The following is a 13,553-nucleotide window of genomic DNA, read 5'->3' on the forward strand; positions in this document are numbered from 1 at the left end:
TGGACGACCCAATTATTCCGTTCAAAAGCGGAATACTATGACTTTTGCTTCCATTTGTGATATAGTAGGCCAGTCACGCTGTTGCTCAGAGAACCTATATAACGTTTCGCGGAGAGGCATTTGGCAAAACGAGAGTCCGACTCTCTTTCCCGAACTGGCCTGACCCGAAACATATTTACTAAAATCAAATGCATGTAGAACATGCTGAAGGAGAACCATTTGTTATTTAAAGAACTAGAATTGAACCAACACCTGTTGCGCGCACTGAAAGAGGCAGGCTATACGAAAGCTACGCCCATCCAGGAAGATGCGATTCCGCATCTGATGAACAACAAGGATTTGTTGGGTTGTGCCCAGACTGGTACCGGTAAGACCGCTGCCTTTGCCCTTCCCATTCTTCAGAACCTAACGGAAGAAGGTACAGCTGGAAAAGGTGCCATCAAAGCCCTGATCCTTGCGCCTACCCGTGAACTTGCCCTGCAGATCGGCGAAAGCTTCCAAATTTACGCTAAATACCTTCCATTGAAGATCCAAGTCATCTTTGGCGGTGTTTCCCAGAATCCTCAGACTACCGCGCTGAAACGCGGAACCGACATCCTCGTGGCGACACCGGGCAGACTGTTGGACCTGATCGGACAAGGCTACATCAAACTGAACCAAGTAGATTTCTTTGTCCTGGACGAAGCGGACATGATGTTGGACATGGGGATGCTGCATGATGTACGCCGCATCATCAAGGAACTGCCAAAAAAACGCCAAAGCATGTTCTTTTCGGCGACGATGCCGACTGAGATCGAAAAACTTGCGGGCACCATTTTGTCGAATCCGGTGAAGGTGGAAGTAACTCCGGTTTCCTCTACAGTGGAAATCATCCACCAAAGCGTCTACCCGGTAGCCAAGTCCGACAAAACCGACTTGCTTATCCATCTGCTGAAGGAAGACACGGTGGAACGCTCCCTTGTCTTCTCAAGAACGAAGCACGGTGCCAACAAAATCGTCAAAAAACTGTTGCAAGCGGGCCTTTCAGCCGAAGCAATCCACGGCAACAAATCCCAGACCGCGCGTCAGCGGGCCTTGGAAAACTTCAAGACCAAGAAAACCAGCGTTCTCGTAGCGACAGATATCGCAGCCCGGGGCATCGATGTACCGGAACTTTCGCATGTCATTCTGTATGATTTGCCTGAAGTGCCGGAAACCTATGTTCACCGCATTGGCCGTACGGGACGCGCAGGACGCGGCGGAAAAGCCATTTCCTTCTGTGATGAAACCGAAGCAGCTTTGTTGCGTGACATCGAAAAACTCATCCAAAGAAAAGTTCCGGTCGTAAAGGACCAGCCTTTTCTGTTGAAAGAAGGCACTAAGGCACCGGCTCCGCAACCGAAAAAACCGGTTGCCGCGCGCAATAACGGTACCCGTGTCAAGAATCAGCCAGGCCCACGCGGCGGCCAAAAAGCCGCACAAAGACCGCGCACACAAACCAAAAAAAATACCCAAAGCAACTAATCGAAAAGAGAGCTCCCGTCAAAAATGGCGGGAGCTCTCTTTTTTTCTGAGAAAATCTGATGAATGCGGCGGGATGAGACGCCTGCTCCGACGAACGGAGGCTTCGCCGGAGTTCCGACCACATTTAAGCTCTGTCCTCCGATGAGCACGGCTTCGTCGGAAGTGGATCCCGCGAGTCACCGTCGTCCTCCGGGGAGCACTCCCTCGCCGGAGGACACCGCCGCGCAGGCTGCTCAGCTCCGGTCAGCGGACAATCCGTGTTTTCCTTCGGCGGATAGATTTCGAAGGAAAGCACCGGTTTTTTCTTTTGGAATTTGGACTCGATTTTCATCAGCCGTCACCACCTTTCAGACCGAGACTGCGTCTTTGATTATTTGCGCCGCCGCCACGAGATTCGCCAGGCTTTCTCTCGTTTCTTTGATGCCTCTGGTTTTCAACCCGCAGTCCGGATTGATCCATAGGTTTTCTTCGTCTATCTTCGTCAACGCATTCTTCAACACCGCAACCATCTCATCGACACTCGGCACGCGCGGCGAATGGATGTCGTAAACGCCAGGTCCGACTTCGGTTTCGAAATGGTTCGCCTTCAGGGCATCGATGATCGTCAGTTTGGAACGGGAGGCTTCGAATGAAATGACATCCGCATCCATATTATCGATATCCTTGACGATCTCTTCGAATTCGCTGTAGCACATATGCGTATGCACCTGCGTCTCCGGCCGCACACCGCTGTGGCAGAGGCGGAACGCCGGGATGGCCCAGTCAAGGTACTCGCTCGCCCACTCTTCTCTGCGGATCGGCAACTTCTCCTTCAGAGCCGCTTCATCGATCTGGATGATCTTGATGCCCGCTTCTTCCAAGTCCTGAACCTCTTCACGGATCGCCAAACCGATCTGGAAAGCCATCTCCTTCAGCGAAATGTCCTCACGCGGGAACGACCAATTCAAGATCGTCACCGGGCCCGTGAGCATCCCTTTGACCGGTTTGTCGGAAAGACTCTGCGCATATTCCGAATAGAAAACAGTGATCGGCTTTTCGCGTCGGATATCGCCGAAGATGATCGGCGGCTTGACGCATCTTGTTCCGTATGACTGCACCCAGGCTTTTTCGGTAAATACGTACCCCGCCAAGTTTTCGCCGAAGAATTCCACCATGTCATTGCGCTCGGATTCGCCGTGGACCAGCACATCCAATCCTAGTTCCTCCTGCAGATCGATGCATTCTTTGATGAAGCCTTTGATGTTTTCATCATATTCGGCTCTGCTGATGTCGCCCTTTCGGTATTTGCTGCGGTTCTGCTTCACTTCCCTCGTCTGCGGGAAAGAACCGATCGTCGTTGTCGGTAACAGCCCCAGTTGCAGCCTCTCCTTTTGGATCGCTCTGCGTTTTTTTCTCGGAACGTTTCTGACAAAATCTCTTTCCGTCAAGCTTGCCACGGACGCTTGCACATGCTTGTCTTCGTACACCCGGTCCGCTGAAAAGACTTGTTGATTCGCCAGATAGTTTTCGTTTTCTTCATAATGACCGGAAGTTCCGATCAATTCCGTCAGTTCCTTGATTTCCTGGAGTTTTTCCTTCGCGAACGCGAAATACTGAGATACTTCTTGCGCCAGATTCGTTTCATTTTCCAGCGTGTAGGGAACATGCAGTAATGAACAGGAAGTGCTGATGACGATGTCTTTGCTGAACTTTTCCAGCCCGTTGACCAACTCGATGACTTTTTTGTAGTCGCTCTTCCAGATGTTTTTTCCGTTCAATACGCCGGCAAACAGCGTCTTATCAGCCGGAAAGCCATGTCTTTCTAAAAGTTCCACGGTCTGCTTGCCTTCAATGAAGTCAAGGCCGATGCCGTCGAAATCGAGCCCGATCACTTCTTCATAGCTGTCCCTGACATCCCCGAAGTATGTCTGCAGCAACACTTTCACGTTGCCTTTATGCGCCAGAACCTTTTCGTAAAGGGAAGCAAACAGCGCCACATCGTCTTCGGATAGATCGGTGACCAGACTCGGTTCATCGAATTGCACCCACTCCACACCTTGTTCATTGAAGCGATCAAGGATTGCGATATAGGCATTCGCCACATCTTCCGCAAAATCGTTTATCGTTTTTGAGCCTTTATATTTAGCCAGTTTCAGGAAAGTGAATCCACCGATGATGACCGGTTTCGTCAGCACACCGATCTGTTTGGCTTCTTCATATTCATCGAAAGGCTTGCTGCCCGCCAATTTGATTTCGGTATCGTCGAACAGCTCCGGAACCAAATAATGATAATTGGTGTTGAACCATTTCTTCATCGCCAAGGCTTTGACGTCGCCCGCTTCGCCCTGATACCCGCGTGCGGCCGCAAAATAAGTGTCCCGCTCGCTCAACCCGAGCTGTCTGTAGTTTTCAGGCAGCGCGTTCAACAGGACCGTCAGATCCAGCACGTTATCGTAATATGAAAAATCGTTCGAAGGGATGTGGCTGATGCCGGCAGCCTGCTGCAGATTCCAGTGCATTTCCCGCAGACCCTTTGCGACTTGCTCCAACTCTTCTGTTGAAATTTCTTGCTTGAAATATTTTTCGGATGCGAACTTCAATTCGCGCAACTTGCCAACCCTTGGAAAACCGATTAGTGAACTGTTCATTTTGATTCCTCCATTTCATTTTTTGGTTCCTGCTGCAAAAACATTAAACATGCCGACAACTTATTCCGCTGTTTGCTGATCATCTTTCATCAGAAGGTTGTTCCAGTATGCCACGGAAACGGGATATAGGATAACACTTAATAAGTATACGCAGTTATAGATAAATACTATAATATTAGGGTACCCATTCAAGTTGGGGGATCTCTCGACGCTCTTCTCCGGCGAACGGAGGCTTCGCCGGAGTTCAGGACACATTTCGTTTCCGTTCTCCGATGAAGGTGGCTTCATCGGAGTTAAGTCCGATTGTTACCGGTGTGCTCCGGTGAGCAGACCGTTCACCGGAGCTGGGGACGGATTACAAGTATTACACGCACTTCTCCGGTCAGTGGGCGCAAAGAAGGGGCTATCTCATTACAAGACAGCCCCTAGGTGTGTATTTTCAGTTGGATAACCTTATTTTTGGACAAATTCGGATTATCTGTTTTTTTGAAAAAGTCGTTTTTGTGGCTCAGCTTTGGATTATTGGAACAATTTTTTGTACATTGCAATCGTTTCTTCCAATGTCGGAGTGAATGGATTTCCCGGTGCGCAAGCATCGATCATGGCATTTTTAGACAGGTAGTCATAGTCGAATTCCTCTTCTTTGATTCCCAGTTCATTCAATGATGTTGGAATACCGACGACTTTGGACAAGCGTTTGATTTCTTCAACCGTGTAATCCGCGCAAGCTTGATCGGATACTTCATCCGTAACGGCCATCCCTAAAGCTTTCGCAACTTTACGGAAGCGTTCAGGTGCGAATTTGGCATTTTCAGCCTCTACGATCGGCAACAGCATTGCGCAGCAGACGCCGTGCGGCAAGTGGTAGACGGCACCCAATTGGTGGGCCATCGAATGCACATAGCCAAGGCCGGCATTGTTGAAGGCCATTCCGCCCAAGAAGATGGCATTGACCATCTGGTCGCGCGCATCCAGATCCGTGCCGTTTTCTACAGCTTTCGGCAAATATTCGCGGATCAATTCGATCGCTCCGGCAGCCAATACTTCCGTCACCGCATAAGCGCCAGGTGTTACCATCGATTCGATCGCATGGGTCAGCGCGTCCATCCCAGTCGCTGCCGTCAATGCTTTCGGCATCGTCAGCATCAATTCAGGATCGTTCACGGAAATCTTCGCCAAGCTATTTTTGTCGACCATTACCATCTTCACTTTGCGCTCTTCATCGGTGATGACGTAGTTGATCGTGATTTCAGCGGACGTTCCGGCAGTCGTGTTGATCGCCACAACCGGCAAGCCGGCTTTTGCGGATTTGTGCAAGCCTTCGTAATCCTGCGGTTTGCCGCCGTTCGTCAGGATGATGCTGATGGCGCTCGCTGCATCCTGCGGAGAGCCGCCGCCGAAGGAAATGATGAAGTCGCAGTCTTCTGCTTGTGCCATCGCCACGCCTTCATTGACGTTTTTGCAGGTCGGGTTCGGATCAACATCTGCATAGATCACATAGTCGATCGCCGCGCGGTCCAATTCAGCCAAGACAACGTCGATCATTTCACTTTTAGCCAAAAAGTTATCCGTTACAAACAAAGCTTTCTTGTAACCCAGATCCTTCACATAGCCGCCCATTTCCTTGATGCAGCCTTTTCCGATAAGGTTTATTGCCGGTACATAAAAAGTTGCCATTTTCCATTATCCCCTTTTGATAAAAAATTAGATATTCAAGTAGCCCGCTCTTGGGGTTACAGAGAAACGTTTGCCCAAATTGCTCAGTTGCTCATCGGTGATTTCCTGACGGATGCCGCCTTGCGATTGCACCAGTGTGTAGACGGTTGCTGATTTTTCAGCCGTTTCGACCAAACCGAAGCACTCTTCCAAGTCTTTTCCGGCTGCGTACAAACCGTGGTGCGGCCATACGATCAGACGGTATTCCTTCATCTTCTCAGCAGTCGCTTCGCCGATTTCGTTCGTTCCAGGCATCAGCCAAGGAAGGATGCCCACGCCTTCTGGGAACACGACCAATGACTCGGTACACATTTTCCAAAGGATGCGCGTGAAGCTTCTTTCATCCAACTCGCAAGAGAAGGACATCGCCAACAGGTTGGTGGCGTGGCAGTGATAAACGACACGGTTTTCCGGATCGACCGACAGACGCGAAATGTGCGACATCAAATGTGCAGGCAATTCGCTGGTAGGAGCCGCTCCATTTTCGTATCCCCATAACAAGTCTACGCTATTGCCTTCCGCAGTTACTTTCAGGATTCCCAAGACATCAGCCGGGTCATGGATGACGTTTTTGAAGAATTTCCCTGTTCCGGTGACCAGGAAATATTTCCCGGCCAAAGCTTTTCCGTCGAAAGCGATTGGAATGTTGCGTTTCACTTCGTTCAGATCCAGATATTCCGTGATTTCCTCTTCTTTCAGCAAGTAGGACAAGTTGCCGCTGTTTCTTTCGTGCCAGCCGAATTTGTACATGACGTCCGTCAACAGCATGACTTCTTTGATGAATGGTGCTTCTAAAATGTTTTTCATTTTGATGGTTTCCCCCTTATTTGCGTTCCGTCAGAATTTTTTGTTCGTAGTTTTTTACTTCAGTCAGCCATTCCGTACCAGCCGGAACATTTTGTTGTTGGCAATAGTAGTCCCAGATAGCGCCGAATGGATAAGATTTCATTTCTTCGGTAACTGCCAAACGCGTTGTGAAGTCTCGGTTGCTTTCGGCAACCTTCAATGTATCGATTGGGCTCAACATGCCCAACAACAAGGATTTCAACGTGCTGCGCGCGCCGATGACCATCGCTGCGACACGGTTGATCGTTGCATCAAAGAAGTCCATGCCGATGAACGTTTTGTCCAACAAGTCGTTGCGCACCAACGTTTCGCCGATGCGGGTAGTCGCTTCATCCAAGATCACGACATGGTCGGAATCCCAACGGATCGGACGGCTCACGTGCAGCATCAAGCCTTTACCGAACGGTAGGAAGGCTGTGAATTTATCGGAAACATCCTCGGTCGGATGGAAATGCCCAGCGTCGATTGTCCACAGGATATCTCTTGTCAAAGCATAGGAAAGGTAGAAATCGTTGGAACCGGTCGTGAAGCTTTCTGCACCGATGCCGAAAAGTTTGCCTTCTACTGCATCCAACATATGCGCATCATCGAATTTTTCTTCCAAACATTGATCCAACGCATCACGCAGGCGCACACGCGGCGACATTTTGTCGATTGGGTTGTCTTTGTAGCCATCCGGAATCCAGATGTTGTTCACGCACGTTTGGTTCAGTTCTTCGCCGAAATAAGCGGCTACTTTGCGGCTGCGTTTCACGTGCTCGATCCAGAATGCTTGCGTTTCAGGGTCGTTGCTGGACAACGTGCCGTCCGTTGATTTCGGATGGGAGAAGCAAGTCGGGTTGAAGTCCAGGCCAAGACCTTTTTCTTTTGCCCATTCTACCCATTTTTCGTAGTGCTTCGGTTCGATCTGATCCAAGTCGATCTTTTCGTCCGTATCGACGTAGATGGCATGCAGATTCACTTTATGGTTGCCGGGGATCAGGCTCAAGGCTTTATCCAAGTCGGCACGCAGTTGCGCTGGCGTCGTTGCTTTTCCCGGGTAGTTGCCGCTGACGGAAATCCCGCCGGTCAAGGCTTGATCAGGGAACATGAATCCCAATACGTCGTCCCCTTGCCAGCATTGCAAGGAAACCTTGATTTGGCTTAATTTCTCAAGTACTGCATCTGTGTCGACACCGATAGCGGCGTATTTCTGTTTTGCTAGTGTGTAGGCTTCTTCGATAGGTTGTGTCATCTGTCTATACTCCAATCTTTTCTTCATATTTTTTTAGATGCTCCCGGTCTGCGATCGGGTTTGGTGGGTATTCTTCGACGTGGATCTGGGTGCGCAGCCATTTCCTGGCCTCCGCCAAGTCAGCGAAATCTCCAGACGCGATCATCTGCACGAGCAGATTTCCGATTGCGGTGCCTTCGGTCGGTCCGGCTACGACCAGTTTCCCGGTGACATCGGCAGTCAGCTGATTCAGGAGTTTGACGTTCGCTCCGCCGCCGACGATGTGCAACACGTCAATCGTTTCATGCGTCAGTTGCTCGACTTTCTTCAGTTCATGCGCATAGGCCAAAGCCAGATTGCTGTACACGCACATCACCAATTCACCGGTCGTTTCCGGGACGATTTCGCCCCGTTCGCGGCAATAGGCTTGGATTTCCGCGATCATGTTTTCCGGATTGAGGAAGCGCGGATCGTTCAGGTCGACGTATTGCAGGAACGGTTCGACGACATAAGCCATCTGCGCCATTTCGCCGTAGGAGTGTTGATAATTGAGGTTACGCGCGATTTCCTGCACGAACCACATGCCCGTGATGTTCTTCAGGAAACGATAGGTACCGTACGCGCCCCACTCATTCGTAAAGTTTGCTTCATAGGCGGGACGGTCGTTTATCGGTGCTTCTTTTTCGACCCCGATCAAGGACCAAGTGCCGCTGCTGAGGTAGGCCCATTTCCCTCCCAATGCCGGCACGCCAACGATGGCGGATGCCGTGTCATGCGTCGCCGCAGCGATCACTTCGATTTTCGGCAGGCCATAGCTTTCCGTTAGCTCGGCCTTCACATCGCCGATTTTCGTACCGGGTGCAACAAGTTCCGGGAATTTCTCTCTCGGGATGCCGACAAGTTCAAGCAGGTCGGCATCGAATTCCCCGGTTTCAAGATTCAGCATCTGCGAAGAGGATACGTTGGTCACTTCGCCGACCATTTCCCCGGTCAACTTGTAAGCCAGATAATCCGGTATCATCAGGATTTTTTCCGTCTTTGCCAACAAGTCCTTGTCCTCTTCATACAGCTGATACAGGGTATTGAAGTTCAGGAATTGGATGCCCGTTTTGGCGTAGATCGTCTCTTTGCCGATTTTTTGAGCCACTTTTTCCATTGTATCTTTCGTGCGTTCATCACGGTAGCTGATCGGGAGCTGCAGCAACTGGCCGTCCGTTCCGATCAAGCAGTAGTCGACCGCCCATGTATCGATTCCGAGATGGCATTCCGTCACGCCGAGCGCCTTCAATTTTGAAAGCCCAGTCAATATTTCCTGGAAAATGGTTTCGATATCCCATCTGTCCGATCCGTCGATGCGGCTGAAGCCATTTTTGAAACGATGCACTTCCTGCAACGCCATATGCATATTGTCTATTTCCGCCAGCATGATCCGCCCGCTGGAGGCTCCGATATCTATCATCGCATAGTACTTCATTTACTTATTTCACACCTCCGTCTTGTAATTGTTTACATTACTATTAAACAACTTCTGGATTTATGCTACAATGTCACTGAATGAGTTGTGAGTACCAAATATACAGGAGGTGTTCCGATGGATCTGATCGCATTGTTATCGAAAGAATCTGTCATCGAAAAGGAGCAGAAAAAGCGGCATAAATTCGTGCCCGATCTTCCGGAGCTGGAGGGGGAGGCGACCCGGGCGCCCAAGATCAAGGAGCATCTGTTTTTCGAAAACAAGGACATCTACATCAGCAAGCACAACCGCTACGCCGCCTACCCGGAGCACTCGCACCAATTTCTGGAGCTCAATTACATCGTCAAAGGCGAATGCCGCCAAATCATCAACGGTATTCCTTATCTGCTGAAGGAAGGCGATATCCTGCTGATGGACACCGGCAGCGCGCATTCCATCGAGGCGCTCGGCAAGGACGATCTGCTTTTGAACATCCTCTTCAACAACAAAAGCATCTCGATCAATTGGCTGATGGAAATGAACCACAACGACAGCATCCTCTACAAAATTTTGCTGACGAACAACCCGTTGGACACGCATGCCGCCAATTTCATCCTGTTCCGCAACGAACAGAACGAGCACATCAAGCAGATCATCAACAATATGGCCGACGAGTATTTCTTCCCTAAGGTCTTTTCCGGAAAGATCATCAGCAGTTATCTGCCGATCCTGCTCTATGAATTGGCGCGCTCCCTACCGCTCGAATACAGCGAAACGTTCAGCAAAAAGGACCCCTTTTACGAGGTCCTCCAACTGATCGATACCGAGTTCACGACCCTCACCTTGGATGCGGCGTCCAAACGGCTGAACTTCAACAAAAATTACTTGAGCAACATGATCAAAAAGCGCAGCGGCCAGACGTTCACAGAACTTCTGAACGAGAAGCGGCTGCTGAAGGCCAACCTGCTGATCGAATCCACCGAAATTCCGATCCAGACGATCCTGACCGAAGTCGGCTTCTCGAACAAGACCTATTTCTATACGTGCTATAAAAACAGGTTCCATTGCCTGCCATCGGAAGTGCGAAAAAAATAACGTATGCTCGCCGGTTGTCCGATTCTTTGCGGTTATCGGACAAACTCAAGGGCTGACGCTGCCTGGTTGTCCGATTTTCCGCGGTTATCGGACAACTCCATGGGACGACGCTTGCCGGTTGTCCGATTCTTCGTGGTTATCGGACAACTACAGGGACGATTGCTTGCTGGTTGTCCGATTCTTCGCGGTTATCGGACAACCCCGGGTAAAAACTATTTGTTTCAAAATAATAAAGCAAAGAAAATAGCCATCTCAAAATGAAATGAGATGGCTTCTTCTTTTTTTAGCTAACTGAATACCTGGTTGTCGGTTGTTGGAATGACTATGAATACCGAACAGCTGACAGATACAGGTTCTCTCGGCAGTTCTGGTATCCGTCCTGGGCGTACGCCCGACAGAAGTGCGTTCTGTCGGGTGTTTTGCGATCTTCGGTATCCGTTCAGCCGACAGATGCGGGTTCTCTCAGGTCTCCGCACCGCAAATGCTCAGAAACACCAGATAGAGTAGCCGTCTCGTTTTTTTCGAGACGGCTACTTCCTTAAAACAAGTAATTATTCATAGCCGTTCGGATTGTTTTTTTGCCAATTCCAGGAATCACGGCACATGTCTGCCAATGTCTTCTCGGCGGTCCAACCCAGTTCTTCCTTCGCCTTCGTCGCATCCGCGTAGCAAGTCGCGACATCACCAGGGCGTCTGTCGACAATCACGTAGGGGATCTCGACGCTATTGGCTTCCTCGAAGTTATGCACCAAATCCAAGACGCTGTAGCCGACGCCGGTACCGAGGTTGTAGATGCCAACGCCTTCTGTTTCCTTGATTTTGTCCAAAGCCTTGATGTGGCCTAAAGCCAAGTCGACGACATGGATGTAGTCGCGTACGCCTGTGCCATCCGGTGTATCGTAATTATCACCGAATACGCTCAAGCGCGGCAATTTGCCGACCGCCACTTGCGTGATATAAGGCATCAGATTGTTCGGGATGCCGGTCGGGTCTTCGCCGATCAAGCCGGACTCATGCGCACCGATCGGGTTGAAGTAGCGCAACAGCGCGATGCTCCATTCGGAATCAGAAACTGCGATATCCTGCAGGATCTGTTCAATCATGACCTTCGTGTAGCCGTAAGGATTCGTTGCGCTTGTCGGCATGTCTTCCGTCAGCGGCGACACGTTATTCATGCCGTACACCGTTGCCGAAGAGCTGAAGACGATTTTCTTGACACCATGGTTGCGCATCACATCGCACAACACCAAAGAGCTCGTGATGTTGTTGTGGTAATATTCGATCGGTTTGGCGACGGATTCCCCTACTGCTTTGTAGCCCGCGAAATGGATGACCGAGTCGATCTCCTCTTTTTCGAAAACGGCGTCCAAAGCTTCGCGGTCCAACACATCCACTTCATAGAAAGTCGGTGCTTTGCCCGTGATTGTTTCGATCCGATTCAACACTTCCGGTTTGCTGTTCGAATAGTTGTCGACGATGACCACTTCCTGGCCTGCATTCAATAATTCCACTACCGTATGGCTGCCGATATAACCGGCGCCTCCAGTCACTAATACTGACATTTTATCTCCTCCACTTTCATGCTAAAGTTCAATGCAACTGTTCGACGAAACGGCGGAACGCTTGTTGGCCTTCAGGGGTGCGTTTGAACACACCGGCATCCTCCAGCACCCGCAAAAAGGCTTCGCTTACCGCTTCCTGCACCACTTCCGCAGCATCGGCGCCGGTCCGCCCTTTTTTGTCCACCAAACCTGCAACCCACTCCTGATGATAAGGAGCGATTTCTGCATTTTCTCCGTTAAGGTAATTTTCGATTTCCATCAATTCATCCTTCAGACGTGGCGGCAAAATCGCCAGACCCATCACTTCGATCAGGCCGATGTTCTCTTTTTTGATGTTCTGCACGTCCGGATGCGGATGGAAAATGCCATCCGGAAATTCCGGTGAAGTCCGGTTGTTCCGCAGCACCAGATCCAGTTCGAACAGCCCGTCCTTCATGCGCGCGATCGGCGTGATCGTGTTGTGCGGAGTGCCATCGGTCGCCGCCAAGATGTCGGCTGATTCATCCGAGTACCCCCGCCATGCCTCCAGAACGAAATCCGCCGCCTCAGCCAATTCTTCCGAATCTTTCCCCGAAAGCCGGATGACGGACATCGGCCACTTGACGATGCCTGCCTGAATCGAAGCGAATCGGCTCATTTCAAATGCCAACTCGACCGGTGCCTCCGCCATCGCAAAGGTGTGCCTGCCACCCTGATAATGATCGTGCGATAGGATCGATCCGCCTACGATTGGCAGATCCGCATTCGATCCGACGAAATAGTGCGGAAATTGCGTGATGATCCCGAGCAACTTGTCGAAAGTCTGCTTGTTCAATTTCATCGGCTTATGTTCCTCGGCCAAAAAGATGCAGTGCTCCTCATAATAAGCATAAGGCGAGTATTGCAGTCCCCACTTCTCGCCGTTCAACGGCATGCGGACAATGCGGTGGTTGGCGCGGGCCGGATGATCGATCCGTCCGGCATAGCCTTCATTTTCCATACAGAGTTGGCAAGCTGGATAAGCTGATGCAGGTGCATTCTTCGCCAAGGCGATTTGCTTCGGATCCTTTTCCGGTTTGGACAAGTTGATTGTGATTTCCAGATTGCCGTAATCGGTCTGGTGCTGAAAAGCGATATTTTTGGCGATGCTCCGGGTTTTGATGTAGTCATTATTTTGACTTAGTTCATAGAAATAGTCAGTTGCCGCTTCCGGATTTTCTGCATAGAGTTCCCAGAAATACTTGTTGATGACGGAAGGCATCGGTGTGATCAAAGACATGATCTGCGCCTCCAGGGTTTCCCTCGCATATTGATAATCCGCGATTTTCCCATTTGCGACCGCCCAATCAACCAACAGATCCAACAAATCCAATCGCTCAGGCAACACTTGGGTCGGCGTCAGGCTTGTATCCAAATCTTCCTTGCCGACCATCGCCAACAGCAGATTCCGCAGCACAATTCTGTCCGTCGCATCCGTTTCCCCGTTTGCGATGCCTGTTTCCACGAAATCGACAATAACTTGGTCGATCGCATACGCTGTCTCATTTATCGTCATGCCA

9 protein-coding genes are annotated in these 13,553 nt (G+C 50.3%); 2 read left to right on the top strand and 7 right to left on the bottom strand.

Going from position 1 to position 13,553, the window contains the following annotated elements:
* Positions 1-219 precede the first annotated feature (219 nt).
* Positions 220-1,503, top strand: coding sequence for a DEAD/DEAH box helicase (locus C8U37_RS10670; protein WP_108033213.1), 1,284 nt, complete (start codon positions 220-222; stop codon positions 1,501-1,503).
* A gap of 347 nt (positions 1,504-1,850) precedes the next feature.
* On the opposite strand, the gene metE is transcribed toward C8U37_RS10670, so the two are convergent.
* From metE to rhaB, 5 genes are all read right to left on the bottom strand, one after another.
* Entirely contained in the window at positions 1,851-4,130 is a 2,280-nt protein-coding gene (gene metE, locus C8U37_RS10680) for a 5-methyltetrahydropteroyltriglutamate--homocysteine S-methyltransferase (protein ID WP_108033215.1), read from the bottom strand.
* Positions 4,131-4,649: 519 nt separating this feature from the next.
* Positions 4,650-5,807 (bottom strand): iron-containing alcohol dehydrogenase, encoded by a 1,158-nt coding sequence (locus C8U37_RS10685; protein WP_108033216.1) that lies wholly within the window; start codon positions 5,805-5,807, stop codon positions 4,650-4,652.
* 27 nt (positions 5,808-5,834) lie between these two features.
* On the bottom strand, positions 5,835-6,659 hold the full coding sequence (rhaD, locus tag C8U37_RS10690) for a rhamnulose-1-phosphate aldolase (protein WP_211306196.1): 825 nt from the start codon (positions 6,657-6,659) through the stop codon (positions 5,835-5,837).
* 10 nt (positions 6,660-6,669) lie between these two features.
* Complete coding sequence (locus tag C8U37_RS10695; protein ID WP_108033218.1) at positions 6,670-7,926, bottom strand: L-rhamnose isomerase; 1,257 nt, start codon at positions 7,924-7,926, stop codon at positions 6,670-6,672.
* Positions 7,927-7,930: 4 nt separating this feature from the next.
* Positions 7,931-9,379 carry a rhamnulokinase gene (gene rhaB / locus C8U37_RS10700; RefSeq protein ID WP_108033219.1) on the bottom strand — a complete coding sequence of 483 codons (1,449 nt, stop codon included), beginning with the start codon at positions 9,377-9,379 and terminating at the stop codon, positions 7,931-7,933.
* 117 nt (positions 9,380-9,496) lie between these two features.
* On the opposite strand from rhaB, the gene C8U37_RS10705 reads away from it, so the two are divergent.
* Positions 9,497-10,453 carry a helix-turn-helix domain-containing protein gene (locus C8U37_RS10705; RefSeq protein ID WP_108033220.1) on the top strand — a complete coding sequence of 319 codons (957 nt, stop codon included), beginning with the start codon at positions 9,497-9,499 and terminating at the stop codon, positions 10,451-10,453.
* 551 nt (positions 10,454-11,004) lie between these two features.
* On the opposite strand, the gene galE is transcribed toward C8U37_RS10705, so the two are convergent.
* Positions 11,005-12,015, bottom strand: coding sequence for a UDP-glucose 4-epimerase GalE (galE, locus tag C8U37_RS10710; protein WP_108033221.1), 1,011 nt, complete (start codon positions 12,013-12,015; stop codon positions 11,005-11,007).
* Positions 12,016-12,043: 28 nt separating this feature from the next.
* Positions 12,044-13,549, bottom strand: coding sequence for a UDP-glucose--hexose-1-phosphate uridylyltransferase (gene galT / locus C8U37_RS10715; RefSeq protein WP_108033222.1), 1,506 nt, complete (start codon positions 13,547-13,549; stop codon positions 12,044-12,046).
* Between the last annotated feature and the right edge of the window lie 4 nt (positions 13,550-13,553).

This window comes from Trichococcus patagoniensis (genome assembly GCF_003051085.1).
Taxonomy (GTDB): domain Bacteria; phylum Bacillota; class Bacilli; order Lactobacillales; family Aerococcaceae; genus Trichococcus; species Trichococcus patagoniensis.

Bases quoted from the DNA above. Each gene is read 5' to 3' on its own strand.
- C8U37_RS10695 (WP_108033218.1), bottom strand. From the start codon at position 7,926: ATGACACAACCTATCGAAGAAGCCTACACACTAGCAAAACAGAAATAC.
- galE (WP_108033221.1), bottom strand. From the start codon at position 12,015: ATGTCAGTATTAGTGACTGGAGGCGCCGGTTATATCGGCAGCCATACG.
- C8U37_RS10685 (WP_108033216.1), bottom strand. From the start codon at position 5,807: ATGGCAACTTTTTATGTACCGGCAATAAACCTTATCGGAAAAGGCTGC.
- galT (WP_108033222.1), bottom strand. From the start codon at position 13,549: ATGACGATAAATGAGACAGCGTATGCGATCGACCAAGTTATTGTCGAT.
- metE (WP_108033215.1), bottom strand. From the start codon at position 4,130: ATGAACAGTTCACTAATCGGTTTTCCAAGGGTTGGCAAGTTGCGCGAA.
- rhaB (WP_108033219.1), bottom strand. From the start codon at position 9,379: ATGAAGTACTATGCGATGATAGATATCGGAGCCTCCAGCGGGCGGATC.
- C8U37_RS10705 (WP_108033220.1), top strand. From the start codon at position 9,497: ATGGATCTGATCGCATTGTTATCGAAAGAATCTGTCATCGAAAAGGAG.